Annotated in this window: 25 protein-coding genes; 19 read left to right on the top strand and 6 right to left on the bottom strand. The window is 46.2% G+C overall.

Annotated elements, in window-relative coordinates; all coding sequences use genetic code 11:
* Positions 1 to 104 precede the first annotated feature (104 nt).
* The 3 genes from FTT64_RS05080 to FTT64_RS05070 form a co-directional block, all read right to left on the bottom strand.
* On the bottom strand, positions 105 to 1,745 hold the full coding sequence (locus FTT64_RS05080; RefSeq protein WP_180182103.1) for an AMP-binding protein: 1,641 nt from the start codon (positions 1,743 to 1,745) through the stop codon (positions 105 to 107).
* A gap of 298 nt (positions 1,746 to 2,043) precedes the next feature.
* Positions 2,044 to 3,180: an acyl-CoA dehydrogenase family protein gene (locus FTT64_RS05075; protein WP_168384383.1), complete on the bottom strand. Its 1,137-nt coding sequence runs from the start codon at positions 3,178 to 3,180 to the stop codon at positions 2,044 to 2,046.
* Between the two features lie 178 nt (positions 3,181 to 3,358).
* Positions 3,359 to 4,129, bottom strand: a complete 771-nt coding sequence (locus FTT64_RS05070) for a 3-hydroxyacyl-CoA dehydrogenase (protein WP_005178702.1) — start codon at positions 4,127 to 4,129, stop codon at positions 3,359 to 3,361.
* Positions 4,130 to 4,288: 159 nt separating this feature from the next.
* Between FTT64_RS05070 and FTT64_RS05065 the strand changes: the two genes are divergently transcribed.
* From FTT64_RS05065 to FTT64_RS05055, 3 genes are all read left to right on the top strand, one after another.
* Positions 4,289 to 5,308, top strand: coding sequence for an AraC family transcriptional regulator (locus FTT64_RS05065; protein WP_104491604.1), 1,020 nt, complete (start codon positions 4,289 to 4,291; stop codon positions 5,306 to 5,308).
* A gap of 223 nt (positions 5,309 to 5,531) precedes the next feature.
* On the top strand, positions 5,532 to 5,882 hold the full coding sequence (locus tag FTT64_RS05060) for a hypothetical protein (RefSeq protein ID WP_005178707.1): 351 nt from the start codon (positions 5,532 to 5,534) through the stop codon (positions 5,880 to 5,882).
* A gap of 149 nt (positions 5,883 to 6,031) precedes the next feature.
* Complete coding sequence (locus FTT64_RS05055) at positions 6,032 to 6,943, top strand: bestrophin family protein (protein ID WP_005178708.1); 912 nt, start codon at positions 6,032 to 6,034, stop codon at positions 6,941 to 6,943.
* On the opposite strand, the gene prmC is transcribed toward FTT64_RS05055, so the two are convergent.
* Both prmC and prfA read right to left on the bottom strand, forming a co-directional pair.
* Positions 6,940 to 7,767, bottom strand: a complete 828-nt coding sequence (prmC, locus tag FTT64_RS05050; protein WP_075166875.1) for a peptide chain release factor N(5)-glutamine methyltransferase — start codon at positions 7,765 to 7,767, stop codon at positions 6,940 to 6,942. The genes FTT64_RS05055 and prmC overlap by 4 nt on opposite strands.
* On the bottom strand, positions 7,767 to 8,855 hold the full coding sequence (prfA, locus tag FTT64_RS05045; RefSeq protein WP_005178710.1) for a peptide chain release factor 1: 1,089 nt from the start codon (positions 8,853 to 8,855) through the stop codon (positions 7,767 to 7,769). The genes prmC and prfA overlap by 1 nt, the downstream gene beginning before the upstream one ends.
* Positions 8,856 to 9,213: 358 nt before the next feature.
* On the opposite strand from prfA, the gene FTT64_RS05040 reads away from it, so the two are divergent.
* The 4 genes from FTT64_RS05040 (at position 9,214) to FTT64_RS05025 (ending at position 12,298) form a co-directional block, all read left to right on the top strand.
* Entirely contained in the window at positions 9,214 to 9,636 is a 423-nt protein-coding gene (locus FTT64_RS05040; RefSeq protein ID WP_005178713.1) for a glycine zipper domain-containing protein, read from the top strand.
* Between the two features lie 222 nt (positions 9,637 to 9,858).
* Positions 9,859 to 10,362 (top strand): glycine zipper domain-containing protein, encoded by a 504-nt coding sequence (locus FTT64_RS05035; protein WP_045794933.1) that lies wholly within the window; start codon positions 9,859 to 9,861, stop codon positions 10,360 to 10,362.
* A gap of 150 nt (positions 10,363 to 10,512) precedes the next feature.
* Complete coding sequence (locus tag FTT64_RS05030) at positions 10,513 to 11,508, top strand: LLM class flavin-dependent oxidoreductase (RefSeq protein ID WP_005178716.1); 996 nt, start codon at positions 10,513 to 10,515, stop codon at positions 11,506 to 11,508.
* Positions 11,509 to 11,728: 220 nt separating this feature from the next.
* Entirely contained in the window at positions 11,729 to 12,298 is a 570-nt protein-coding gene (locus FTT64_RS05025; protein ID WP_005178717.1) for a hypothetical protein, read from the top strand.
* A gap of 183 nt (positions 12,299 to 12,481) precedes the next feature.
* Here the strand turns inward: FTT64_RS05025 and FTT64_RS05020 are convergent, their stop codons facing one another.
* Positions 12,482 to 13,318 (bottom strand): pyruvate, water dikinase regulatory protein, encoded by an 837-nt coding sequence (locus FTT64_RS05020; RefSeq protein ID WP_104488923.1) that lies wholly within the window; start codon positions 13,316 to 13,318, stop codon positions 12,482 to 12,484.
* A 155-nt stretch (positions 13,319 to 13,473) separates the two neighbouring features.
* Here FTT64_RS05020 and ppsA point away from each other — a divergent pair, with 155 nt between their 5' ends.
* From ppsA to alr, 12 genes are all read left to right on the top strand, one after another.
* A complete protein-coding gene (gene ppsA / locus FTT64_RS05015; RefSeq protein WP_005178721.1) occupies positions 13,474 to 15,852 on the top strand; it encodes a phosphoenolpyruvate synthase in 2,379 nt (792 codons plus the stop codon).
* Between the two features lie 66 nt (positions 15,853 to 15,918).
* Entirely contained in the window at positions 15,919 to 16,713 is a 795-nt protein-coding gene (locus tag FTT64_RS05010; protein ID WP_016659095.1) for an RDD family protein, read from the top strand.
* A 299-nt stretch (positions 16,714 to 17,012) separates the two neighbouring features.
* Positions 17,013 to 18,089 carry a ubiquinol oxidase subunit II gene (gene cyoA / locus FTT64_RS05005; RefSeq protein WP_005178724.1) on the top strand — a complete coding sequence of 359 codons (1,077 nt, stop codon included), beginning with the start codon at positions 17,013 to 17,015 and terminating at the stop codon, positions 18,087 to 18,089.
* A gap of 3 nt (positions 18,090 to 18,092) precedes the next feature.
* Positions 18,093 to 20,075, top strand: a complete 1,983-nt coding sequence (cyoB, locus tag FTT64_RS05000; protein WP_180182102.1) for a cytochrome o ubiquinol oxidase subunit I — start codon at positions 18,093 to 18,095, stop codon at positions 20,073 to 20,075.
* Positions 20,076 to 20,079: 4 nt separating this feature from the next.
* Positions 20,080 to 20,700 carry a cytochrome o ubiquinol oxidase subunit III gene (gene cyoC / locus FTT64_RS04995; RefSeq protein WP_005178726.1) on the top strand — a complete coding sequence of 207 codons (621 nt, stop codon included), beginning with the start codon at positions 20,080 to 20,082 and terminating at the stop codon, positions 20,698 to 20,700.
* Positions 20,697 to 21,026 (top strand): cytochrome o ubiquinol oxidase subunit IV, encoded by a 330-nt coding sequence (locus tag FTT64_RS04990; protein ID WP_171065104.1) that lies wholly within the window; start codon positions 20,697 to 20,699, stop codon positions 21,024 to 21,026. The genes cyoC and FTT64_RS04990 overlap by 4 nt, the downstream gene beginning before the upstream one ends.
* Positions 21,027 to 21,036: 10 nt before the next feature.
* Positions 21,037 to 21,915 carry a heme o synthase gene (cyoE, locus tag FTT64_RS04985; protein WP_016659096.1) on the top strand — a complete coding sequence of 293 codons (879 nt, stop codon included), beginning with the start codon at positions 21,037 to 21,039 and terminating at the stop codon, positions 21,913 to 21,915.
* 296 nt (positions 21,916 to 22,211) lie between these two features.
* Entirely contained in the window at positions 22,212 to 22,601 is a 390-nt protein-coding gene (gene rpsF, locus FTT64_RS04980; protein ID WP_005178734.1) for a 30S ribosomal protein S6, read from the top strand.
* Between the two features lie 11 nt (positions 22,602 to 22,612).
* Entirely contained in the window at positions 22,613 to 22,840 is a 228-nt protein-coding gene (gene rpsR / locus FTT64_RS04975) for a 30S ribosomal protein S18 (protein WP_004719336.1), read from the top strand.
* 9 nt (positions 22,841 to 22,849) lie between these two features.
* On the top strand, positions 22,850 to 23,296 hold the full coding sequence (gene rplI, locus FTT64_RS04970; protein ID WP_005178742.1) for a 50S ribosomal protein L9: 447 nt from the start codon (positions 22,850 to 22,852) through the stop codon (positions 23,294 to 23,296).
* Between the two features lie 209 nt (positions 23,297 to 23,505).
* Positions 23,506 to 24,951: a replicative DNA helicase gene (dnaB, locus tag FTT64_RS04965; protein WP_005178744.1), complete on the top strand. Its 1,446-nt coding sequence runs from the start codon at positions 23,506 to 23,508 to the stop codon at positions 24,949 to 24,951.
* Positions 24,952 to 24,996: 45 nt separating this feature from the next.
* Positions 24,997 to 26,067, top strand: coding sequence for an alanine racemase (alr, locus tag FTT64_RS04960; RefSeq protein ID WP_180182101.1), 1,071 nt, complete (start codon positions 24,997 to 24,999; stop codon positions 26,065 to 26,067).
* Positions 26,068 to 26,126: the final 59 nt, after the last annotated feature.

Raw genomic sequence — 26,126 nt, 5'->3', positions numbered from 1 at the left:
TTTATAGATAAAAATAAAACTGATAAAAATCAATATCAAGAAACCAAATGTAATGACATACAAATTACATAAATTAAATAATTTTAATTGTCTTCTATCTCCTCTTAACTGACTTTTTCCAACAGTATCTGTTTATCAATTTCCTGCTGCTTAAGGATATTGCGTTGAATCTTGCCGCTGGAGGTTTTGGGTAAAGCCTCGACAAATTCAATCTCTTTCGGATAAGCATGTTTGGATAAACGTGAACGCACATAGTGCTGTAGTTTTTGTTCCAGTGCCGGACTTGCAGCAAATTGTGCTTTTAGCACCACAAAGGCTTTAACGATTTCAGTACGCGCCGGGTCCGGTTTACCGACAACCGCTGATTCCAGCACTTCCTCACATTCCAGCAAGGTGCTTTCGACATCAAACGGTCCGACCCGATAACCTGAAGTTGTAATGACATCGTCCGCACGCCCAATAAAATCAATCCCGCCCAGTTCGTTTAAACGCACCGTATCACCAGTTAAATAATACTGACCCACAAAGGATTTACGGTTATGCCCAGCATAGCCTTTAAACCACATTAATGGAGATTGTGATTCATCCAGCGCCAGCGTGCCAATCTCACCCGCGGCGACTTCCTGATGCTGTGCATTCAATACTGCAAAACGATGTCCCGGAATGGCATACCCGGCCGAGCCGACTTTTTTGTGATGTTCCAGTGCATGATGATTGGCAATCACCATGCCCAGTTCAGTTTGTCCGTACTGATCGTAAACATTGACCTCGAGATCCTGTTTAAACCAGTGAATAACTTCTGGGGTTAGTGGCTCACCGGCACTGCTGACCACGCGCAAGGTTTTAGGTGCACCGGCAAATTTTTCTTTAAAGCCAAAGAACATACGAAATGCTGTTGGTGAACCGGCCAAATTGCTGACCTGATATTTTTGAATGACTTCCAGTGCATGATCGACACTAAATGGTCGTTCATCCATGATAATACTGTGCCCCAGACTGAGCGGCCCGGTAATGCCATAATACAGCCCATAGGCCCAGCCCGGATCGGCCAGATTCCAGAACGAATCTTCAGCACGTAAATCGACCGCATACTGCATATAACCTTTAAAGGCCAGCAAGGCTTTTAAAGGCACCGGCACCGATTTTGCCAGACCCGTGGTACCGGAAGTAAACATCATCAGGAAGTCATCTTCAAAGCTGCGCAGTACCGGCTCAAAACTGGCAGAATGCTGATTCAGCTGCTGCCAGAAATCGGCATCACCTGTTCCAGCCGCTTCAGCACCGACGGTTAATATACCAATCTGCTGCAATGAACTGAGTTTGGCGCGCTGCTCGGTATGGGTCACAATAAAGCGGGTATTGGCAGCCTCCAGCCGGTGTTCAATCGCTTTCGATTCAAAGGCCGTAAATAGCGGCTGATAGACCGCGCCCATCCGCCAGGTGGCCAATACGGTAATCAGCAATTCCGGAGTTCTTGGCAGCAGACCGGCAATACAGTCGCCTGCTTTTAAACCCATGGCCTGAAAATAATTGGCCAGCTTGCCCGAAGCCTCAGCCAGCTGATCAAAGCTCCAACGGGCTGATTCACCCTGCTTACCTTCCCAGATCAAAGCGGTGTGCTGCTGTCCAGAATATCGGCCACAGCATTCGGTATAGGCATTCAGTGCCTGTGCCGTTCCCTGTAACTGAGTAGCAATCAGTTGTTCCAAATTAAAATCTTGATAGGCGTCTTGCAACGTTTTCATGGGGGCAACCTCTTATCCTTCGGGGCGATTGATCTGCAAAAACATCCGTATTGCAGAACGTGTTCCTTGTTGTTTTCATGCCATCGGGCTGATGGTCTGCAGTCCATCCGACTGCAGGGTTATTTCTTATACGGCTATTTTTAGATTGTACCCATGCAAAGCGGTCTTCACATGGGAGATGGGTTAGATGATGAATAACATCTTATGCTTCAGTTCAGCATAAGGAGGGCACCACTGCAATTTCCATTGGCCTCAATCGTGATGCCGTGTTTGGACATATTGCTGTATCAACGCCGGTTTAAGGCTGGGTCACAGCCCGGGCGATTACCAAACGCTGAATATCCGAAGCACCTTCATAAATCTGGCTAACCCGAACATCGCGGTAAATCCGTTCTACCGGGAAGTCGGACACATAACCATAACCGCCATGAATCTGGATGGCATCGGAGCAGACGCGCTCTGCCATGGTTGAAGCAAACAGTTTGGCCATCGAAGCCTCTTTTAAACACGGTAAACCGGCATCTTTTAAGCTGGCTGCATGCAAAATCAACTGACGCGCCGCTTCAATTTGCGTGGCCATATCGGCCAGACGAAAAGCCACTGCCTGATGTTGCACGATCTCAACCCCAAAGGCTTTACGTTCATTGGCATATTCCACGGCGGCATCTAAAGCAGCACGCGCCATTCCCACCGATTGGGCAGCAATCCCGATCCGGCCTGACTCCAGATTGGACAAAGCAATTTTATAGCCTTCGCCTTCCTGACCGAGCAGATGATCAGCTGGAATACGGCATTGATCCAGCACAATAGTCGCCGTATCGGAACAATGCTGCCCCATCTTGTCTTCTAAACGCGACACGATATATCCCGGGTTATCGGTCGGGACCAAAAAGCAGGAAATGCCTTTTTTGCCAGCAGATTTATCGGTCACAGCAAAGACCAAAGCCAGCTGCGCATGTTTACCAGTGGTAATAAACTGCTTAGTGCCATTTAATATCCAGCTGTCACCATCACGTTCAGCCTTGCATTCGATGGCACTGGCATCGGAACCGACTTGCGGTTCGGTCAGGCAAAAACAGCCTAACCATTCACCGGTCGCCAGTTTGGTCAGATAATGCTGTTTTTGCGCTTCAGTGCCATAACGCTGAATGATGCCGCACGGTAAAGAGTTTTGCACACTCACAATCGTCGAAATCGCACCATCTCCTGCGGCAATTTCCTCTAAAGCCAGTACCAGCGAGATATAATCCAGACCGGCACCACCCCACTGTTCCGATACAGTCATACCCAGTGCACCTAAAGCGCCCAGCTCTTTCAGTTCCTGTGCCGGAAACTGTGCGGTTTTATCGCGTTCGGCTGCGGTCGGTTTCAATTTCTCCTGCGCATAGCTACGCATCATGTCCTGAACCATTTTTTGTTGTTCATTTAAAATCATTGCTTTCTCGTTCTCATTACGTTGGATTCGGCTGAAGTTCGCTGGCTGATCTAAAAACTTGGGGGATGGTCTAGCTGCAGCATCAGCACGACAACCAGACCAGATGGGTTTATCTTATTTTTATTTACTTAGGCTATTTATTTAACCCAGCAAAGGGCTGCTTTTTTAAGCATTGTACTTATTTAGGCTGCATCCGGATCGCACCATCCAGACGAATCACCTCACCATTCAAATAGCCATTTTCAAAAATCTGTCCTACCAACTGGGCAAATTCATGTGGCTTAGCCAGACGCGGTGGATATGGCACCATCTGCCCCAAAGCATCCTGCACATGCTGTGGAAAGGCTTTCAGCATTGGTGTTTCCATAATCCCCGGTGCAATGGTCATCACGCGGATCGATTCACGGGCCAGTTCACGCGCTAGCGGCAAGGTCATCGCCACAATCGCACCTTTGGACGCAGAATAGGCCGCCTGACCAATCTGTCCTTCATACGCCGCCACTGAAGCGGTATTGACAATTACACCGCGCTCTTCTTCACCAGCTTGCAGTTGATATTTGGCCATCAGCTGCGCAGCAAAACGAATCATGTTAAAGCTGCCACTGACATTAATGTCCAGCACTTTCTGGAACATGCTTAAGCTATGTAAGCCTTCTTTGCCCAGCACTTTGGCTGAAGGTGCGATGCCGGCACAGTTGACCAGACCATTTAACTGGCCATAGTGCTGCTCAATCTCGGCAAAGAATTGCTCTACCGCGGCTTCATCGGTCACATCCAGCGCCTTAAACTGGGCTTTTTCACCCAATTGCTGTGCCATTTGCGTACCCAGCTCCTGATTCATATCGACCAGAATGACATTGGCCCCCTGCTCCACCAGATACTGTGCAGTAGCAGCGCCCAAACCAGATGCACCACCGGTAACCACACATACTTTTCCTTGAATCTTCATTTTATTTTCCCAAATAGTTTTGTTATCAATGACACATACTCGACTTAAGATGCAGAGTAATCAGACTCCAGCTTGAGTACAATTTCCAAATACAGCATCCTGCATGATGCCTTTGAACAATAGCATTTTTAACATAATTTTAAATTGAATAGACACGCGATGACGCCATCCCATTTGCATTATAGTAAAGGCACCATTTCTATTGCACTGGTGCATGAAGCACTGCAAGCCGCCCAGCAGCAAGGGGTGGAAATTCACTCCATTCTGACCCGGGCCGGTATTCCGCTGGAGCTGATGCATTCGGCCAAAGCGCGGGTGTCGGTGCTGCAATATGGGCAGCTGTGGATTGCCCTGGCCGATGCCATGAATGATGAGTTTTTTGGTATGGACAGCCATCCGCTGCGCCGTGGCAGTTATCGTTTATTGTCCAAATGGGTCTACTCTGCCGATACCATTGAAACCGCACTGAAAGAGATTCTAAAGTTTTTCAACCTGATTCTGGATGATCTGCGCGGGGAACTGCAGCTCAACAAAGATGCTGCTGTGCTGACCCTTCATGATCGGGCGCAGCCCAAAGCCATGTTCAGTTATGCGACTTATTTAATGCTGGTGCATAGCCTGATCTGCTGGCTCAGTGGACAGCGCATTGCCATTCAAAAAATCGAACTAAAATGCCCGGCTCCAAGCGATGATGCAGATTATCGGGTGCGCTTTTGTGAAAACATTCGCTATGAACAACCCGACAACCGAATCTATTTTGATGCGCAGGCTTTGGGTCTAAAAATCAAGCAGGATGAGCGCAGCTGGAAACGCTTTTTACAGCAAACCCCGTATAACCTGCTGGTGCGTTTTAAAAATCCGCATGCGTTAAGCACGATGATTCGCAAACAACTGATGCAGCGTCCGCCAAGTGAATGGCTGGAACTGCATGAACTGACCCGACAACTGAATATGTCAGGCGCCACTTTTCAGCGCCGTTTAAAACAGGAAGGTACCAGCTATCAGCTACTGAAAAATGAAATCCGCCGCGATACCGCGATTGAACTACTCTCGAAAACCGAGCTATCGCTACAAGATATTAGTGAACGGCTGAATTTTCATGATCCAAGTGCCTTTCACCGAGCCTTTAAAAAGTGGACTGGCTTAAATCCGGGGGCCTACCGGCAGAATCAAAGCTAGCCGTTATTTATGCTGATATTTTTAACTCAGAACTTTTAAATATAAGTTGCAATATGAAGCACTTGGCATTTCAAGTGCAGTATTTGAACCGGTCATTCATCGTAACAGCATTGCCAATCACACCAAAATAGATTAATTTTCACTCAATTTATCGCATAGATTCTATGCAATTTTGGCTGTAATCCCTCCTCCTCCTTGTTGTACTCCATCTTTAGAGGTTCCCATGCTTAAGATGATTGATGTGCTTGCACAAAATCTGGTTCAAAATTTTAATCACGCACTTTCTACTCCTTCAGAGCAACTTGATGAATTGCTGAATCAAGGCATTCTCAACACCTCTGAAGATCAGTTACGTAATGCGATGGCGGCATTTTTTGATCGTGAAGATGCGCTAGAAGCGGCACAAGCCTTAGATATTCCTCAGGAAGATCTGCACGCCTTACAAGCAGGCTTAGCACTTAAAGATGAAAACCTGAGCGAAACGGCAAAAATTGTAGCGCTGTGTCTGGCTTTAGAAACCGATAGCCTGGCTCAAGTGGAAGTATCTGACTGTCTGCAAGATTATCCAATGTAAATCTTGAGCAGTTACCCAACGCCTTATTCAAGTGACGCTACGGCGTCACTTTTTTTGACTGGATTATACTGAATCATCCCAACGTATACGGCTTGCATTGCCTTGTCCGGCTATGGAACACTACGGCTGAGCATCCGCGCAGAAGCACTATGATTATTCGGGATAAAAGCAACAGTTTCGCATTACTTTTTGCATGGTCAGGCACCATCTTGCCCAAGGTCATGCCGGCCTTAATGATGGTGGTGTTCATTTCCACCGTGCTGGTCTATCTGTCCTCGCATCATTATGTACAGGCGCCGGCCGTGCCCGCGATTGGCTTTACCATTTTCGGGGTTATCCTGTCGATTTTCCTCAGTTTCAGAAATACTGCCAGTTATGAACGCTGGTGGGAAGGCCGCAAATTATGGGGGCAGCTGATTGCCACCTCACGCCATCTTGCCCGTGATTCCTATGTGTTGCCGCCCGCCGAACGTCAGGTGCTGATGTATCGGGTAATGCTGTTTAGCAATTTACTGAAAAACCGGCTGCGCACCCAGAATGAGCCGATTGATTTTTATCATAACAAGGTCAATTTAAGCCCGGCCGATTATCAGGCGCTGTTTGGGCATATTAATGCCGCCCAGTTTATTCTGGAACAGATTCAGAAAGATCTGGTCAAGGCCCTGCACAGCGGCGAACTGTCAGATATTGTCTATCATGGCCTGAACAAGCACATTATCAGCTTAGGGGATATTCAGGCCGGTTGTGACCGGATTCTGACCACACCTTTGCCGTTTTCGTATTCGGTATTGCTACACCGCACCGTGTACTGTTTCTGCTTTATTCTGCCTTTTAGTTTAGAGGCGAATTTAGGTATCTGGACCCCCATTCTGGTGGGATTGATTGCCTATCTGTTTTTGGGCTTGGATGCCTTAAGCGAACAGCTGGAAGAACCGTTTGGCCTGCAAGACAATGACCTGCCACTGAGTGCCATGGTCCGGCTAATCGAACGGGAAATGCTGAGTGCCTTGGGTGAAGAATTACCTCCGGCCATTCAGGCGATTAAAGGCAACCTGACTTAATCGCCGAGTTGGCCGATAGTCACCCGATCATTACCGCCATAATCCAGAATGGTGCGTACCGCAACAAAACCGGCATCGTTAAAGATATTTTGCACAGCTACTGCCTGATCATAACCATGCTCTACAGCAATCCAGCCTTGCGGTTTTAACCAGTGCTTGCCTTGCTGAATAATAATCTCAAGATCAGATAAGCCCTGCTTGGCCGCCACTAAGGCCCGTTCAGGTTCGGTGGCCAAATCTTTCATATGTACATCATCAGCCGCAATATACGGTGGATTCGACACAATCAGATCAAACCTCGGCTCGGCAGGAACGCCTAAAGCAGCAAACCAGGCGCCCAGCTTAAACTCTACCCGCTCCAAGTTATGCGTCTGCGCATTTTCTTTGGCAACCGCCAGAGTCGGCGGATAAATATCGGTTGCAGTCACCTGCCAATCCGGACGTTCCGATGCCAAGGCCAAGGCAATCGCACCGGTGCCGGTACCCAAGTCGATAATCGCCGCTTGTGCCGGTAAATCCAGTTGCAAACAGCTTTCTACCAGTACTTCGGTATCTGGTCTTGGCACCAGGGTATCTGGTGTGACTTTTAAATCCAGTGTCCAGAATGGCTGTGAACCGGTGACATAGGCCAAGGGTTCACCTGCTTCAATCCGGGCAATACCCGCAAGATATTGCTGTTCCTGTTCTGGGCTTAGCTCACGATCGGCCTGATATTTCAGCGCCAAGGCAGATAAACCTAGAATATGCTCCAGTAGCCAGAGATTTTCCTGACGTTCGTAGCTGTCTGCTACGCCACGAATGGCCAGTGCATCGGCAATTTTCATTAGCCACCATTTTGCTGGGCAAGTAAAGCCAGCTGATCGGCCTGATATTCACGGTGCAGGCTGTCCAGCAATTCGGTTAAATCACCTTCCATCACTGCATCTAACTTATATAAAGTTAAGTTAATACGATGATCGGTCATCCGCCCTTGCGGATAGTTATAGGTGCGAATACGCTCGGAACGGTCACCGGAACCGACCAGGTCACGACGCATTTCCGAAGTGGCAGCATCTGCTGCGGCACGTTTGGCATTTTCCAGACGTGAGGCCAATAAGGCCATGGCTTTGGCTTTGTTCTTGTGCTGCGAACGTTCTTCCTGACATTCCACTACCGTTCCGGTTGGAATATGGGTAATACGCACCGCAGAGTCAGTTTTGTTGACGTGCTGACCACCGGCACCCGACGCGCGGTAGGTATCAATACGTAAATCTGCCGGGTTAATATCCACCGTGGTATCGACATCAATTTCAGGCAAAATGGCCACGGTACAGGCGGACGTATGTACACGGCCTTGCGATTCAGTTGCCGGAACACGCTGGACACGATGTGCGCCACTTTCAAATTTCAGGCGGCCATAGACCCCGTCACCATTAACCAGACAAATCACTTCTTTATAACCGCCGTGTTCGCCTTCGTTTTCTGACAGCACTTCAATGCGCCAGCCTTGAGATTCGGCATATTTGCTGTACATGCGGAATAAATCGCCGGAGAAAATTGCCGCTTCATCACCACCGGTGCCGGCACGAATTTCCAGATAGGCCGAGTTGGCATCATTCGGGTCTTTAGGAATCATCAGGATGTTTAAATCCGCTTCCAGCTGTTCAATCAGTGCCTTGTTTTCCTTGATCTCTTCCTGCGCCATCTCTTTAAAGTCAGGATCGGACAGCATTGCTTCAGCCGTTTCAATATCGGCTTCGGCCTGGGTATATTTGCCCCAGACTTCGGTAATTTCGCTCAGGTCATTGTGTTCGCGCGACAGCTGGCGAAAGCGTTTGTTATCGGAAATGACTTCAGCATCGGCCAAGAGTGCCGTTAATTCTTCGTGACGGTCAGAAAGTTGATCTAATCGTAAACGTAACGATTCTTTCATTGTGCAAATTATCTCAATATACAGGCTGTCACCCTAATTCAATAAGGCCAGCGAAATCAAAAAATTGCCATAGTTTAACGATTCTGGCCGGCAAATAACATCTTTATTCGTAGCAGAAACTGCGCGGTTGATGGCCAAATCCGGCAAATACGCTACAGCGTGCAAGAGATGCATCCTGCCTCTTTCAATTTAAAGTCTGGGCTGCCGATAAAATCGACAGTTTTAATACAACTTATACAAAGCCGAAACCAAAGCACTGAATTATGAAGGTGCCTCTCCATATTTCCAGGGAATCCTTTTGTTACATTTACTGCCATCAAATGACATTAAAAAGTCCGCTCTTGGACATGGAGTGAATATGAAACTCAATGCTGTTTTATTAAGTGCAACGCTTGCTGCCACTTCTTTCATGACGGTGAATGCACATGCTGACAATGCGACCCGTGTAGCTGCAGCCAGTGCCTTAGGTAGTGTCGCAGGTACAGCCTTAGGTAAAAACATGGGCGGTACCACGGGTGCAACCATTGGTGCGGCTTTAGGTGGTGCAGGTGGCGCAGCTGTAGCCAGTAACAAACGCCATCGTACTGAATCTGCCATTGGCGGTGCCTTAGGTGGCGGTGCGGGTTATACCGTGGGTCAGAACATGGGCGGTACTAACGGTGGTTATATTGGTGCAGCGCTCGGTGCAGCCGGTGGTGCAGCGCTGGGTAACAAGATTTCCAAAGATAAAGAATACGACCGTTACCAGGAACGTAAATGGAAGAAAAAACGTCGTCGTTAATTCCCCCCTTGTAAAAAAGCATCTTCAGGATGCTTTTTTTACGCCTGGGATTTCATTTTTTCAGTAGATGGATGAGGAGGCAATTATGAAGAGATTCGACAGAAAAATTACACAGCATTGACCAAAATTAGCATTTTGACACCTGTGCCCTCCACGATCTTTTCTCAAAGTTTTTCTACATTAAAGTCAAGACAAATTGAATGTGCTCTTTGGAGTGTAACCATGAAGATCAACAAAATTTTATTGAGTACAGTACTGGCCAGCTCAGCGCTTATGATGGGTACAGCACACGCCGACAACAACACCCGTGTCGCAGTAGGTTCCGCTTTAGGTGGTGTGGTCGGTGCAGCCATTGGCCAGCAAATGGGCGGCTCAACCGGTGCGTTAATTGGTTCTGCCTTGGGTGGTGCCGGTGGTGCAGCAGTCTCTGCCGATAAACGTGACCGCAATGGTGCAGCCATTGGTGCCGCTTTAGGTAGCGCTGGTGGTTATAGTGTCGGTAAAAACATGGCCGGCAGCAATGGTGGTTATATTGGCGCAGCCTTAGGTGGTGGTGCCGGTGCAGTATTAGGCACCAAAGTCAGCGAAGATCGCCGTTATGATGACCGTTATGACCGTCGCTACGACAGCCGTGGCTACCGTTACAACGACTATCGTTATAATGACCGTTACCGCGGTGATAATGGCCTGCATCTGGGTCATTATAAAAACGGGAAACGCCGTTAATTTCAAAGTTCAAAATCTGAACCTATCACAAGCACCTTCGGGTGCTTGTGTTGTTTTACACGATGAAACCTTATATCGAAAAAAAGCGATATACAAACATCGGGACACAACGTATGCTGTGAGCCATAGATATGTGAATAGAGAACGCCAATGCGCAGTTTAAAAGACACACAATTTTCCATTCTGGAACTGGCACCGGTTCGTGACGATAAAACCATTCAATTTTCCCTGCATCATGCGCTAGAGCTGGCGCAACGGGCAGAAAAACTGGGCTATGCCCGCTTCTGGCTGGCTGAACATCATAATATGGACGGCATTGCCAGCTCGGCCACAGCGGTGCTGCTCGGCTACATTCTGGCCAACACCCAGACTTTAAAAGTCGGCTCTGGCGGGATTATGTTGCCCAATCACGCCCCTTTAGTGGTGGCAGAACAGTTCGGTACACTGGCTACACTCTATCCGGACCGGATTGAGCTGGGTCTTGGTCGTGCGCCCGGCACCGATCAGACCACCATGCGTGCCTTGCGCCGTGGCCGTCAGGAAACTGAAGACCAGTTCCCGCAAGATGTGCTGGAAATTCTGCACTATTTCAAAGAACCTGAACCGCAGCAACGCATTGTAGCGACGCCGGGACAAGGCACCCATGTTCCGGTCTGGTTACTCGGTTCCAGCCTGTTTAGTGCCCAGCTGGCAGCTCGATTGGGTCTGCCCTACTCGTTTGCCTCACACTTTGCGCCGCGGATGCTCGGTCAGGCCATTCAGCTGTATCGGGATAACTTCCAGCCGTCTGAATATCTAGATCGGCCTTATGTCTCAATGGGCGTGCCAACGGTCGTGGCGGCCACCGATGAAGAAGCGCAGTTTTTGGCCACCAGTGCCTATCAGCGGGTTTTAGGTTTAATGCGTGGTCAGAGCCTGAAACTGAAAGCGCCAGTCGCCAGCATGGACGGTTTATGGTCACCGGCTGAAAAAATGTCGGTGGATAACTTCTATGCCATGGGTCAAATTGGCTCACCTTCGACTGTTAAAGCCGGCTTAGAACAGTTGTTGAGCCGTTATGAGGTCGATGAGTTTATCTTTACCTGTGATGTCTATGACACTGAAAAACGTCTGCAAAACTTTGACTACCTGATGCAGCTCAAATAAGTTTCATCGAGCTGTAATGGAGCCTGTAAACCGTGTGGATTTACAGGCTTTTTTTATTGTGACGGTGAATCTATTCTCGCCCCATCCTGCACTGATATTTTCGTCACCGTGACCGAAATGACTGGCCAGATAGTTAAAGCGCTTTACCTTCCAGCAAGAGCTGACTAAAAATAGAGTAAAACATCTAAATTGATAAAACCAAGAATGAAAGGATGCCCTCATGGTCGTTAAACAGCAGGATACCGGCAAAAGCGTTTTTGAAAATTGTGCAGCAGACTTTCATGCCTTTCAGGGGCTTTGCATCAGTGCCAAAGACAGCAAACAGCATGACTTCAGTCAACGCAGCGTGGCGATTATTGGTGCCAATCAGGACAGTGTCTCGCAGCTGGACAAAATTGCCCAGGTCGCCAGTCAGGTTAAAGTCTTTCAGATTGAACCGCATTTTGTATTACCGAGTACCGAACGCGGTATCCATCGTTTAATCAGCCATCCGCTGGTATTTAAAAACCGCCGGCTGTTTAACAACCGGGTCAAGAATATTCTGGCCTTGCGCTTTTTAGATGCGCAGGTAGTAGATACCTGGCTAAAACGTCAGCTGACCCCGAATATTGCCGATACCCAGCACGCCTATTTTAAATCGGACAGTTATTATGCTGCGCTGCAACGTGACAACTGCCAGTTAATTACCTGGCCCATTGCCCGAATTGCAGAACACAGTATTTATACCATTGATGGCAGTGAATATAAGGTCGATGTGATTATTACGACTCACCGTAATCCGGAAAAGTAAATACAGGTACAAGTAAATTAAAAGAGCGGTAAATTAAGAGAAAAGTGTTATTAATTTTCAAGCCGATGAGAGCAATGGATGAAACAGGATTTTAGGCCGATTTTTTAGTTTTTTAATTTATTTTCAGTCTAATATCCACTGGAATACTGCAGCCTGTAGTATTCCAGCTTTAACAACAATTACTTAACCAATACGACGTTTCAGACCGGTCATTTGCAGGACACGGGTCGAAATTTCTTCAATCGACATTTCAGACACGTTCAGGTATTTAATACCTTCAGAAATATAAATGCCTTCAATGGCGCGTAATTCCATCTGGCACTGGTTAAAGCTGGCATAACGGCTATTGGCTTTACGTTCGGTACGAATTGCCACCAGACGCTCGGCATCAATCATCAACCCGAATAATTTATGTTTATGTGGGCGCAGCACAGCTGGCAAGCGGTTATCGTCCAGATCTTCTTCGGTCAGTGGATAGTTGGCCACACGTATACCAAACTGTAATGACAAATAAATCGAGGTTGGGGTTTTACCAGAACGGGATACGCCAATGAGAATCAGATCAGCTTTGTCATAGTGACGGGTACGTGCGCCATCATCATTGTCCAAAGCAAAATGCACCGCATCAATACGTGCCTTATATGACTCAGAATCTGTCACTGCGTGAGTTTGTCCAACCAAGGTGGTTGGTGGTGTACCCAATTCCTCTGAAAGCTTGCTAATTAAGCCTTCGAACACATCTAGGTTAATCGCTTTTGCAGTGTTAATAATGTCACGCACATATTGATCTACTAGCGTGTCAAAAACCAAAGGCAGTTGACCATCTTGCTGTGCACGCGCATTAATCTCAGTCACCACATTCATTGCCGCTTCTTCAGACGTAATATAAGGATGAATGTGAATATCAAAGTCTACATTTGGAAATTGCGCTAAGAGTGAATGTCCAAGGGTTTCAGCTGTAATTGCAGTTCCATCGGAAATAAAAAAAACACTCCGCTTAATTTGTTTACCTTCGGACATTAAAATTCTCCTTAAACATTTGTCTTAGTGCTATATAATCTTTATAGTAAACTGATCTTACATGACTGTCGCTTAGTTAAATCAAAAAGCTAAGCATATTCAATATAATTTCATGCCAAGATAGTGATTAATACTGCAAAAGTGGAGTAATAACTTTGGAAGCGCGCGTAATTGGTCTAGAAAAATTAGGGAAACACGACGTTGAGCTCGTAGGTGGGAAAAACTCATCTCTGGGCGAAATGATCAGCCATTTGTCTAATGCTGGCGTCTCTGTACCAGGTGGCTTTGCGACAACGGCTCAAGCTTATCGTGAATTTCTCGAGCAAAGTGGCCTAAACGCTAAAATTCAAGCCGAGCTTAAAACGTTAAATGTAGATGACGTCAATGCTCTTGCTGAGACAGGCGCAAAAATCCGTCAATGGATTGTCGACACTCCGCTTACGGCAGAACTTGAAAAAGAAATCCGCGATGCTTTCGCAGAACTTTCTAACGGTAACCCTGACATCGCGGTTGCCGTTCGTTCATCTGCTACCGCAGAAGATTTGCCAGATGCTTCTTTCGCGGGTCAACAGGAAACTTTCCTGAACATCCGTGGCATCGACAACGTCCTGATTGCCATTAAAGAAGTATTTGCCTCTTTGTACAACGACCGCGCAATTTCTTACCGTGTACACCAAAACTTTGACCATGATGTTGTTGCCCTGTCTGCTGGCGTACAACGCATGGTGCGCTCAGAAACAGGTGCCGCAGGTGTAATGTTCACCCTGGATACAGAATCTGGTTTCCGTGATGCAGTCTTTATTACGGCTTCTTACGGTCTGGGTGAAATGGTGGTACAAGGTGCGGTTAACCCTGACGAATTCTATATCTCTAAGCCGCTGTTAAGAGCAGGTAAGCATGCGGTTTTACGTCGTAACCTTGGTTCTAAACACCAGAAAATGATTTATGGTGAAGAAGGTGCGGCTGGTAAATCTGTGGTTGTGGTTGATGTTGAAAAAGCGGATCGTCAACAGTTCGCCTTAAACGATCACGAACTGCAAGAACTGGCAAAACAGGCGTTAATCATTGAAGAGCACTATGGTGCACCAATGGACATCGAATGGGCCAAAGATGGTGATGACGGTTTAATTTACATTGTTCAGGCGCGTCCGGAAACAGTGAAAAGCCGTCAAAACGTGGGCACCATGGAACGCTACCTGCTGAAACAACGCGGCACTGTGTTGTGTGAAGGCCGTTCAATTGGTCAGCGTATCGGTTCTGGTAAGGTTCGCATCGTAACCTCGATTAAAGAAATGGACAAAGTCCAAGACGGTGATGTACTGGTTTCTGACATGACCGACCCGGATTGGGAACCAGTGATGAAACGTGCCGCTGCCATTGTCACGAACCGTGGTGGTCGTACCTGTCACGCTGCGATTATTGCGCGTGAATTAGGTGTTCCTGCAATTGTGGGTTGTGGTAATGCCACTGAAGTCTTGACTGACGGTCAGGAAGTGACAGTATCTTGTGCTGAAGGTGATACCGGTTTCATTTACGAAGGTGCTTTAGATTTTGAAGTACAACGTAACTCAATCGAGTCGATGCCTGCGCTGCCGTTCAAGATCATGATGAACGTGGGTAACCCGGACCGTGCATTTGACTTCGCGCAAATTCCAAACGAAGGCATTGGCCTGGCACGTCTTGAGTTCATCATTAACCGTATGATTGGTGTGCATCCAAAAGCACTACTGAATATTGACAGCTTGCCACGTGAAACACGTGCAGCCGTAATGGCACGTACTGCGGGTTATACTTCTCCAGTTGAATTCTATGTTGAAAAACTGGTGGAAGGTATTTCAACGCTGGCAGCCGCGTTTGCAGACAAGCCAGTCATCGTGCGTATGTCTGACTTCAAATCAAACGAATATGCCAACCTGATTGGCGGTAAGTTATACGAGCCGGAAGAAGAAAACCCAATGCTGGGCTTCCGTGGTGCAAGCCGTTATGTATCAGACAACTTCCGTGACTGCTTCGAGCTTGAATGTCGCGCACTGAAAAAAGTCCGTGATGAAATGGGCTTAACCAACGTACAAATCATGATTCCATTTGTACGTACTGTGGCTGAAGCGAAACGTGTGATGGAACTGCTGGCACAAAATGGCCTGAAACGTGGTGAAAATGGTCTGAAAGTGATCATGATGTGTGAATTACCAACCAACGCCCTGTTGGCTGAGCAATTCCTTGAACACTTCGACGGTTTCTCAATCGGTTCAAACGACTTGACCCAGTTAACCCTTGGTTTAGACCGTGACTCAGGTATTGTTTCTCACCTGTTTGATGAACGTGATGCAGCGGTAAAAGCCCTGCTGTCGATGGCGATTCATGCTTGCCGTAAAGCCGGTAAATATGTCGGCATCTGTGGTCAAGGTCCTTCTGACCACCCTGACCTGGCAAAATGGCTGATGGAACAAGGGATTGAATCTGTGTCGCTGAACCCAGACTCAGTATTAGACACCTGGTTCTTCCTTGCTGAAGAAAAAGCTCAACAAGCTTAATAAAACATGTTAAAAAAGACCCATTCATTGGGTCTTTTTTATTTATAGATTTGAGATTTAAACTTTATGCAGATTTACTTGGCACGAAATAATCAACAAGCCGGTCCATATACCCTGGAGCAAGTGAACCAGATGCTTGCCAGCCAGCAAGTGTTACTGACAGATCTTGCATGGCATCAAGGGATGACAGAATGGAAAGCTTTAGGTGAGCTCACCCAAGGTAAACTTGTATATCAACCTGAAGGCTACGAGCCTGCGCCGGCCACACCAGAAGCATCACCGTTTCAGCAGCCACAGAATACCGCCAGCTATAACAATTCAAGCCTGAACCAGCCGCAAGCAAAAGCTGCTCAAACTGAACTGGCCTCTATCGGCACCCGTGCACTGGCGAAAATTATTGACCTGTTGCTGTGGTTACCGGCTGCCGCCATTCCATCTTTCTTTTTAACGCAGGACCAGTTTGGTCAACTGTCTGAACTGCAACAGAAAATGCAGTCAGCCACCAGCTCTGATCAGGCGGTGCAATTACAGTCGGAACTGTTTCGCCTGATTCCTGCCGATGCCTGGCAAATGATGGCTATTTACCTGCTGATTATGCTCGGGATTCAGGCGTTTCTGCTGGCCAAAAGTGGCCAGAGTATTGGTAAACGTTTAACCAAAATCAAGATTGTCGACGCTGAAGACCACAGCAAAGTAGGCCTGACCCGCGTGTTTGCGCTGCGTACCTTGGTTTTCATTATTTTGAATCTGTTATTCATGCCGTTTATTACAATTGCCGATTATATCTTCGCTTTGGGTGAAAAACGTCAGACCCTGCATGACAAACTGGCCAAAACCAAAGTCGTAAAGCAAGAAAAATAAAAGATCAAAAAAAGGGATGAAATTTCATCCCTTTTTTATTCATTACATTGATATACAAATAAAAATATTTCGTAAAAAAGTTAATTCCGAGTGACAAAATCGGTTTTTATTACAGTCCTTTAAAGGCGCTTTTTGAGTAGCTTAGTTTGTCGATATCAGGCATAATGCCCTACAACGTAGCGGTGTATCATGATTAACAAGGATTTTTGCGTCAAAAAAAATACTTATCAATCATGCGACACTATAATCGCTATCCCATAATTAAATTAGGGAATGGGACTCTTCACCGAGGTTGTAAAATGAGACAAACGATTTTAGCTGTATTGTCTTTATCTACGATGGCTGCACTCTTAACCGGGTGCGGTGGTGATATGGTACTTCTAAACTCGCAAGGTCCAGTTGCTGAAGGTCAATCGAACCTGATGATGACTGCGATCTACTTGATGCTATTAGTGGTGATTCCTTCAATCATCATGGCATTATGGTTTGGTTGGAAATATCGCGCATCAAATAAAGATGCAGACTATAAACCAACATGGGCACACTCTACTGCGATTGAAATTGTGGTTTGGGGTATCCCGGTTATTATTATTGGTATTCTAGCTTGGTTAACTTGGTGGGGTTCCCACAAGTATGACCCATACCGTCCAATCGAGTCAGATAAGGCTCCATTAACTGTTCAGGTTATTGCTGAACAATTCAAATGGATCTTCATCTACCCAGAACAGAACATTGCGACTGTTAACGAAATCCGCTTCCCAGAGCAAACGCCGGTAAGCCTTCGCTTAACATCCAACTTTACAATGAACTCGTTCTTTATCCCTGCATTGTCTGGTCAGATTTATGCAATGGCGGGTATGCAGACTCACCTGAACCTATTAGCGAACAGCACCGGTCAATACCGCGGCTTCTCGTCTAACTACTCAGGTTACGGTTTCTCTCAAATGCGCTTCCTTGCTCACTCTGTAACTGAAGCTGATTTTGATCAATGGGTAACTGCGGTTAAAGCCGGACAAGGCACAACGATCAATCCTGAAGCTGTTCAAAAAACAGTTCTAGATCAAGCTGAATTTGCATCTTTACGTGACGGTAACCGTTCACAGAAACAAATTGATGCAATGGTTCGTAACGCGAAAACAGAACTAGAGAAAAAACTTGCTGCAACTGCTGAAGCAGAAGGTCCTTATAAGACTCAGCCACATCCTGTGACTTATTACTCTTCTGTAGAGCAAGGCTTGTTTGAATCTGTGATCAATAAATACATGAGTAACTATCATGGTGCAGACCATTCAGCTCAAGCTGAAACTGCGCTTGAAGCGCCTGCTTCAGAAGCTCATGTAAACGTTGAACATGCGACTGCTTCTGTAGAGGAATAAGACATGTTTGGTAAGTTAGGACTAGATGCAATTCCGTACGATCCAATCGTACAGGCTACAGTTGTAATGATGATCCTGGGCGGTCTCGTTCTTGTTGCGGGTATTACCTACTTCAAGAAATGGGGTTACCTGTGGAATGAATGGTTCACATCTGTAGACCATAAAAAAATTGGTATCATGTATATCATCGTGTCTGTGGTCATGCTGCTGCGTGGTTTCGCCGATGCGATCATGATGCGTCTTCAGCAATTCCTTGCACGAGGTGGTGGCGAAGGTTATTTACACCCTGAGCACTACGACCAGATCTTCACCGCGCACGGTGTAATCATGATCTTCTTCGTGGCAATGGGTCTTGTAGTAGGCTTGATGAACATCTCTGTACCTTTACAGATTGGTGCTCGTGACGTTGCCTTCCCATTATTAAACTCTTTAAGCTTCTGGCTGTTCGCTGGTGCTGCGGGTCTGATGATGGTTTCACTTGCAATTGGTGAGTTCGCTGCAACAGGCTGGATGGCTTATCCTCCACTGTCAGGTATTGAATACTCTCCAGGCGTAGGTATGGACTACTACATCTGGGCATTACAGATCTCCGGTTTAGGTACGCTTCTAACGGGTGTTAACTTCTTCGTTACCATCATCAAGATGCGTGCGCCTGGCATGAAGTTAATGGACATGCCGATCTTTACCTGGACATCTTTATGTACAGCGGTACTGATCATTGCTGCGTTCCCTGTGTTAACTGCAACAATTGCAATGTTAACGCTTGACCGTTACTTCGGTTTCCACTTCTTTACAAACGACATGGGTGGTAGCCCAATGTTGTATGTAAACCTGATCTGGACTTGGGGTCACCCTGAAGTTTACATCTTGGTATTACCAGCATTTGGTATTTACTCAGAAGTTGTTGCGACGTTCTCTCGTAAAACGTTGTTCGGCTACAAATCAATGGTGTATGCAACTGTAGCAATTACTGTATTGTCTTTCGTTGTATGGGTTCACCACTTCTTTACCATGGGTGCAGGTGCCAACGTTAACGCGTTCTTCGGTATCATGACCATGATTATTGCGATCCCGACGGGTGTGAAAATCTTCTCTTGGTTATTCACCATGTACAAGGGCCGCATCACCTACACAACTCCAATGCTGTGGACACTTGGCTTCCTAGTGACTTTCGGTATCGGTGGTTTAACAGGTGTATTAATGGCAGTTCCACCAGCGGACTTCCTGGTACACAACTCTTTATTCCTGATCGCTCACTTCCATAACGTAATTATTGGTGGTGTAGTATTCGCGATGTTCGCAGGTATCATTTTCTACTGGCCAAAAATGTTTGGTTGGAGACTGAATGAAACTTGGGGTAAAGCTGCATTCTGGTTCTGGTTCTTAGGTTTCTACTTTGCGTTCATGCCGCTATATATCCTTGGTTTCATGGGTATGACGCGTCGTCTGAACACATATGACAACCCAGATTGGGACCCATATGTCATGATCGCGATGGTGGGTTCGGTAATGATTGCCATTGGTATTGCATGCTTCTTGATGCAAATCATTGTTGGCTTCTTGCAACGTAACCAGCGTCTTGACCACACTGGCGACCCTTGGGATGGCCGTACCCTTGAATGGGCGACTTCATCTCCTGCTCCGTTCTATAACTTTGCGCATCTTCCAAAGATCAATGGTATTGATACTTTCTGGACTGACAAAGAGAATGGCGTAGCTTACGCGAAACCAGCGAAGTACGAAGACATCCACATGCCAACCAACCGTGCTGCGGGCTTTGTGATTGCTATGTTTATCACAGTAATGGGCTTTGCACTTATCTGGCACATCTGGTGGTTAGTAGTTGTAACGTTTATCGCGTCTATCATTTCGTTCATCGTGAGCTCGTTCACGAAGAAAGTGGACTACTATGTTCCTGCAGCAGAAGTAGAACGCATTGAAAACGAACGTTATGCCTTACTTGAAAAACACTTGAAGAAGGACTAAGACAATGGCTGAGGTACTTCATCACGACAACCACGGACACGATGAGCATCATCATCACGATGATACTGACATCACTGTCTTTGGTTTCTGGACTTACTTGATGAGTGACTTGATCATTTTCGGTACACTCTTCATTGCATTCGCTGTATTAAGCAGCCACGTTCCAGTTGGTACTCCAAGTGCAAAAGATCTTTTTGGCGAGTCTTTAGGTTTCGTTTTAACTGAAACCTTCGCCCTGCTGATCTCTTCAGTAACCTTTGGTTTTGCAGTTCTGGCTGCATACAAAAAAGATGTTGCTAAAGTTTTAACTTGGTTAGGCATCACATGGATCTTCGGTGCGATCTTTATTGGCATGGAACTATATGAGTTCAATCATTTAGTTCACGCTGGTCATGGCCCAAGCGTTAGTGCGTTCTTATCTGCGTTCTTTACTTTAGTTGGTACGCACGGTATTCACGTTACTTCTGGTCTGGTATGGATGATCGTGTTAATGATTCAAATCAAGAAATATGGTTTGACTCTACCTAACATGCGTCGTCTTGCTTGCCTAAGCTTGTTCTGGCACTTCCTTGACATCGTATGGATCTGTGTATTCAGCGTCGTTTACTTGATGGGAGTTCTATAATGGGTCACGATCACAACGCTGCTGGCGCATCACACGGTAACTTCAAGCAGTACTCTGTTGGCTTTATCCTGTCTGTTATTTTAACCGTTATTCCTTTTGGTATGGTTATGGCAGGTGGTTTTAGCCGCGGTCTGCTGGTCACAGTTATTGCGATTACTGCGGTTGCTCAGGTTCTTGTACAGTTAGTTTACTTCCTGCACATGAACTCGTCTTCAGAACAACGCTGGAACGTGATTGCGTTTATTTATACAATCCTCTGTATCGCTATTCTGTTAGTCGGTTCAGTATGGATTATGAACTACCTTCACTACAACATGATGATCTAAACTGGTTGTCATGCTGAAAAAGTATTTATTCCTGACTAAGCCAGGAATTCTCTTCGGTAACTTCGTTACCACTTTGGGTGGCTACTTTGTAGCCACTCAAGGTTCTGTAGATTTCCTTCTCCTGCTTCTTACCCTTCTGGGCACTACCCTGGTAGTGGCATCTGGATGTGTGGTTAATAACGTAATTGACCAAGACATCGACCAAAAAATGCAACGTACACAAAATCGTGCGATGGTAAAAAAAACCATTTCAGTTCCGGTTGCTTTAGTGTTTGCTTTAGTGCTGGGTGTACTGGGTTTTAGCATTTTATGGTTTGGGGTAAATGCGTACGCTTTCCTTTTTGCCGTGATTGGTTTTGTAGTTTATGTCGGCTTTTATAGCTTATGGACCAAACGCACCACCATTCATCAGACCATTATTGGTAGTATTTCGGGCGCAAGCCCACCGGTTATTGGTTATACTGCGGTTGCAAACCAGTTTGACCTGGCTGCCCTGCTTATTTTTCTGGGCTATGCACTGTGGCAAATGCCGCATTCCTGGGCGATTGCCATTTACCGCTTCGATGACTACAAAAATGCAGGTATTCCAATTTTACCTGTGGCGCGTTCTGTGTATCGCACCAAAGTAGAGTCGCTAATTTATGTGATTCTGTTTACAGTGGTCATGAATGCCTTATTTGTATTTGGATATGCCAACTGGTTATATCTGCTGATTTTAAATGCCCTGTGTATTTACTGGCTGTACATTGCCATCCTCGGCTTTAAAGCAGAAAATGATCAGCTGTGGGCAAAACGCTTTTTCCTGTTCTCTGTAATTTTAATTACCGTGATCAGTTTAAGCTTCAGCATTACTGCGCAAGCTCCTGCAAATTCAATCATCCTCTTTTAAAAGATAGAGCCCTCTCTATCTTTTAAGATGGGACTCCCCTTCTAATTCCAGTTTTCTTTTCTTCGATCTCTTTTCTGATTTATAGATACTTACTCTCTATTAGTAAGCTTATTACCATAATTCCCCCACCTCACTCTTTTGTTGAAATAAGTGATCAAGCTCTTTGTTCAATGGCTTGTATTTCGTTAGCAAAAGCACTAAAATTCACGCTTCGCAATTTTGCGACACAACCCTGGTTGTGACTCCTTGCTTCTGGCTATTTGGTCAGGGGCTGCATAAACCGTAAGGAGCTGACAATGCGTCACTACGAAATCGTACTTTTGGTACACCCAGACCAAAGCGATCAAGTTGTGGGTATGGTAGAACGTTACCTGACTCACATCAAAGAAGCTGAAGGTCAAATTCACCGTTTAGAAGATTGGGGCCGTCGTCAATTGGCTTACCCAATTAACAAAATTCACAAAGCGCACTACATTTTAATGAACGTTGAATGTGGTCAAACGACTCTTGATGAACTTGAAGAATTGTTCCGTTATAACGACGCGATCCTTCGTAGCTTAATCATCCGTCGTGAAAACGCTATCACTGAAGAGTCTTTACTGGCTAAGAGTGCTGAAGAAAAACGTGCGCGTAAAGCTCAACGTGAAGAAGCACAACAAGTTAACCAAGACTCTGCTGAAGCATAAGGAGAACATCAATGGCACGTTTTTACCGTCGTCGCAAGTTCTGCCGCTTTACAGCTGAGAACGTTACGTACATCGACTACAAAGATATCGATACTTTAAAACAGTACATCACTGAAAACGGCAAGATCGTTCCTAGCCGTATTACAGGTACTAAAGCTCGTTACCAACGTCAATTAGCGCTTGCGATCAAACAAGCTCGCTACTTAGCGTTGATCCCTTACACTGACAATCATAAGTGAGGTTGAGCTGTGGATATTATCTTATTACAACGCATTAAAAACCTTGGTAAATTAGGCGATAAAGTATCAGTTAAAGCTGGTTACGGCCGTAACTTCCTTATCCCTCAAGGTAAAGCAGTTGCTGCGACTGAAGCAAACACTGCTGCTTTTGAAGCTCGTCGTGCTGAACTTGAGAAGCAAGAAGCTGAAGTATTGGCTGCTGCTCAAGCACGTGCTGACCAACTGAACGAAGTAAATATCGTAATCACTGCGAAAGCGGGTGACGAAGGTAAATTATTCGGTTCAATCGGTACTCGTGACATCGCTGACGCGTTAACGAACGCTGGTTTAGAAGTAGACCGTTCAGAAGTTCGTTTACCAAACGGTGCGCTTCGTCACACTGGTGAATTCAACATCGCAATCCAATTGCACCATGATGTTGTTGCTGAAGTTCTCGTTACTATCGTATCTGAGTAATTTCTCGCAAGAAAAAAGGGCATGCCTTGGCATGCTCTTTTTTTATTTCTGTAAAAATCTCCTCACCTTTTTGTAAGCTATCCGTTCTTAAAATCTGCTCGCTTTTTTTGCCAGAGCGCGTATGATTTGTGGTTACACCGTTTATTGAATTCATGCTATAAGACCACCGGTTTTATTTGGTATTCATCGTATTAAAATCAGGGAATTATATGTCACAGGCGCTGGCCAACACCAAACCAACTCCAGTCAAAACAGAGAGTTCCAGCAACGATTCCGGTGCACTCAAAGAGTTTCGCACCCCGCCGCATAACCTGGCCATTGAGCAGGCCGTTCTGGCTGCCCTCATGACCGTGGCCGAATCACTGGAACAGGTCGGAGATGTATTACAGGAATCCGATTTCTACGCCACGCGACACAAATATATTTACCGTGCCATTGATACCCTGGCCAAAGAAAACTCCCCTTATGATGCCGTTCTGGTCAATGACTGGCTGATCAAGCACAATCTGCTTGATGCCATTGGTGGTGAAGAATATCTCATGCAGCTGATGGCCGATTCACCATCGAGTTTCTATAACCTGGAAACTTATGCGGCTAAAATTAAAGAGTTTTCGACCTTAAGAAACATGATTAAAGTCAGCTCGGAAATTCTGCAAAATGCCTATGACACCAAAGGCCGCACTGTCAGTGAAATTCTAGACCTCGCTGAAACCAATATTTTCCAGATTGCCGAGCAGCACAATAACAACAAGAAAAATGCCGGTCCGAAAGCCATTAATACCGTCGTGGCCGATGTCTTCGACAAGTTAAATGAACTGTCGCAAATGGATGGCAACATTACCGGTCTGACCACCGGCTTTGTCGAGCTGGACAATAAAACTTCGGGGATGCAAGCTGGCGACCTGATTATTGTTGCGGCCCGTCCGTCAATGGGTAAAACCACCTTTGCCATGAACCTGGTTGAAAGTGTACTGTTCAATAACGACCTGCCGGCGCTGGTTTACTCCATGGAAATGCCAGCCGATTCAATTGCCATGCGTCTGATTTCCTCGTATGGCAAAGTGCATCAGGGGAATTTACGTTCCGGCAAACTCAGCGGCGATGAATGGTCCAAAGTCACCGGCACCATTTTACAGCTACAAGAAAAGCATTTATACATTGATGACTCATCAGCGCTCCCTCCAACCGAAGTACGTTCGCGTGCGCGCCGAATTGCCAAACAGCACGGCGGCAAACTCGGCTGTATCATGGTCGACTATTTGCAGCTGATGAAAGTACCGGGCATGGGCGATAACCGTGTCGGCGAGATTTCAGAAATTTCGCGTAGCTTGAAAGCCCTGGCCAAAGAAATGCAATGTCCGGTCATTGCCCTCTCCCAGCTCAACCGCTCGCTGGAAAACCGTCCCAACAAACGCCCGGTGATGTCCGACTTACGTGAATCGGGTGCGATTGAGCAGGATGCCGACTTGATCATGTTCATTTACCGTGATGAGGTCTATAACAAGGAATCTAAAGAAGCCGGTACTGCCGAAATTATTATTGGTAAGCAGCGTAACGGCCCGATTGGCACCGTGCGTCTGGCGTTTGAAGGCCAATACACCCGCTTTAGTAACCTTTCCCCTGAGTTTTATGCTCAGTACGATGATGATGAATAATTCAGCCATCATTACCTTTTCATGACCCTGTAGGAGTAAATAAGGGTGCGCCAAGCTACAGTTTATATTGATCGCGCTGCGCTTCAATATAATTTAAACCGTGTCAGACAACTTGCCCCGACTGCCAAAATTGTCAGTATGGTCAAAGCCAATGCTTATGGACATGGCGTTAAAGACTGCTTAGCAGCCTTACAAAACAGCGATGCCTTTGGTGTCGCCTGTTTACAAGAAGCACTAGAAATTCGTGAACTGGGGTTCCAGCAACCCATCACCTTGATTGAAGGCGTGTTCACTGAAGATGAAATGCCAATTGTCATTGAACAGAATATCGAGATTGTGGTGCATCAGCCTGAACAGGTTACATGGCTCATTGCGCACAAAGATGCCTATATCTCTAAAAATCTGAAAGTCTGGGTTAAGCTCAACAGCGGCATGAACCGTCTGGGCTTTAAACTTGAGGTGATTAAAGAGATCATTCAGCAATTAAAATCGGCCGGCTTTACCTGTGTTCTGGCGATGCACTTTGCCAATGCAGATGCTGATCATCCACTGAATGATGAACAGATCCGTCAGTTTCTGGAAGTAAAAAACGACTGCGCACCGATTTTAGCTTCGTGCTGTAATTCTGCTGCTATTTATAAATATCCGGAACTGCATTTTGATTTTGTCCGTCCCGGCATCATGCTTTATGGCGCAACTCCGTTTGCAGACCGAGATATTTATGCACTAGATTTAAAACCGGTGATGACCTTTAGCGCAGAAATTATTGCCTTAAATGAGATTCAGGCCGGTGAACAGGTTGGTTATGGCTCGACCTTTACTGCCGATAAAGCTATGCAACTGGCTATTGTGTCCATTGGCTACGGTGATGGCTATCCACGTGCCTTCTTTGCGCAGAATTTTGTCGCCATTAAAGGCCAAAAAGCAGCTGTAGTCGGTCGTGTTGCCATGGATATGATTGCTATTGATGTAACTGGATTGGATGTTCAGTTAGGCACGGAAGTCGAGCTTTGGGGCAAGCAACGATTAGTGGATGATGTCGCAGCAGCCAATGGCACCATTGGTTATGAGCTGTTGTGCCGCTTAACCCAGCGTCCGGACCGTAAAGTTATTTAATCTTTTCAATAAAAGAGAATCTCAATGGAGGTTCTTTTTTTATTCTTTTTATAACGCAG

Source organism: Acinetobacter sp. Q186-3, from assembly GCF_013420655.1.
Taxonomy (GTDB): Bacteria; Pseudomonadota; Gammaproteobacteria; order Pseudomonadales; family Moraxellaceae; genus Acinetobacter; species Acinetobacter indicus.
This window is presented reverse-complemented; position numbering and strand designations above follow the sequence as displayed.

Bases quoted from the DNA above. Each gene is read 5' to 3' on its own strand.
- FTT64_RS05080 (WP_180182103.1), bottom strand. From the start codon at position 1,745: ATGAAAACGTTGCAAGACGCCTATCAAGATTTTAATTTGGAACAACTG.
- FTT64_RS05075 (WP_168384383.1), bottom strand. From the start codon at position 3,180: ATGATTTTAAATGAACAACAAAAAATGGTTCAGGACATGATGCGTAGC.
- FTT64_RS05070 (WP_005178702.1), bottom strand. From the start codon at position 4,129: ATGAAGATTCAAGGAAAAGTATGTGTGGTTACCGGTGGTGCATCTGGT.
- FTT64_RS05065 (WP_104491604.1), top strand. From the start codon at position 4,289: ATGACGCCATCCCATTTGCATTATAGTAAAGGCACCATTTCTATTGCA.
- FTT64_RS05060 (WP_005178707.1), top strand. From the start codon at position 5,532: ATGCTTAAGATGATTGATGTGCTTGCACAAAATCTGGTTCAAAATTTT.
- FTT64_RS05055 (WP_005178708.1), top strand. From the start codon at position 6,032: ATGATTATTCGGGATAAAAGCAACAGTTTCGCATTACTTTTTGCATGG.
- prmC (WP_075166875.1), bottom strand. From the start codon at position 7,767: ATGAAAATTGCCGATGCACTGGCCATTCGTGGCGTAGCAGACAGCTAC.
- prfA (WP_005178710.1), bottom strand. From the start codon at position 8,855: ATGAAAGAATCGTTACGTTTACGATTAGATCAACTTTCTGACCGTCAC.
- FTT64_RS05040 (WP_005178713.1), top strand. From the start codon at position 9,214: ATGAAACTCAATGCTGTTTTATTAAGTGCAACGCTTGCTGCCACTTCT.
- FTT64_RS05035 (WP_045794933.1), top strand. From the start codon at position 9,859: ATGAAGATCAACAAAATTTTATTGAGTACAGTACTGGCCAGCTCAGCG.
- FTT64_RS05030 (WP_005178716.1), top strand. From the start codon at position 10,513: ATGCGCAGTTTAAAAGACACACAATTTTCCATTCTGGAACTGGCACCG.
- FTT64_RS05025 (WP_005178717.1), top strand. From the start codon at position 11,729: ATGGTCGTTAAACAGCAGGATACCGGCAAAAGCGTTTTTGAAAATTGT.
- FTT64_RS05020 (WP_104488923.1), bottom strand. From the start codon at position 13,318: ATGTCCGAAGGTAAACAAATTAAGCGGAGTGTTTTTTTTATTTCCGAT.
- FTT64_RS05010 (WP_016659095.1), top strand. From the start codon at position 15,919: ATGCAGATTTACTTGGCACGAAATAATCAACAAGCCGGTCCATATACC.
- cyoA (WP_005178724.1), top strand. From the start codon at position 17,013: ATGAGACAAACGATTTTAGCTGTATTGTCTTTATCTACGATGGCTGCA.
- cyoB (WP_180182102.1), top strand. From the start codon at position 18,093: ATGTTTGGTAAGTTAGGACTAGATGCAATTCCGTACGATCCAATCGTA.
- cyoC (WP_005178726.1), top strand. From the start codon at position 20,080: ATGGCTGAGGTACTTCATCACGACAACCACGGACACGATGAGCATCAT.
- cyoE (WP_016659096.1), top strand. From the start codon at position 21,037: ATGCTGAAAAAGTATTTATTCCTGACTAAGCCAGGAATTCTCTTCGGT.
- rpsF (WP_005178734.1), top strand. From the start codon at position 22,212: ATGCGTCACTACGAAATCGTACTTTTGGTACACCCAGACCAAAGCGAT.
- rpsR (WP_004719336.1), top strand. From the start codon at position 22,613: ATGGCACGTTTTTACCGTCGTCGCAAGTTCTGCCGCTTTACAGCTGAG.
- dnaB (WP_005178744.1), top strand. From the start codon at position 23,506: ATGTCACAGGCGCTGGCCAACACCAAACCAACTCCAGTCAAAACAGAG.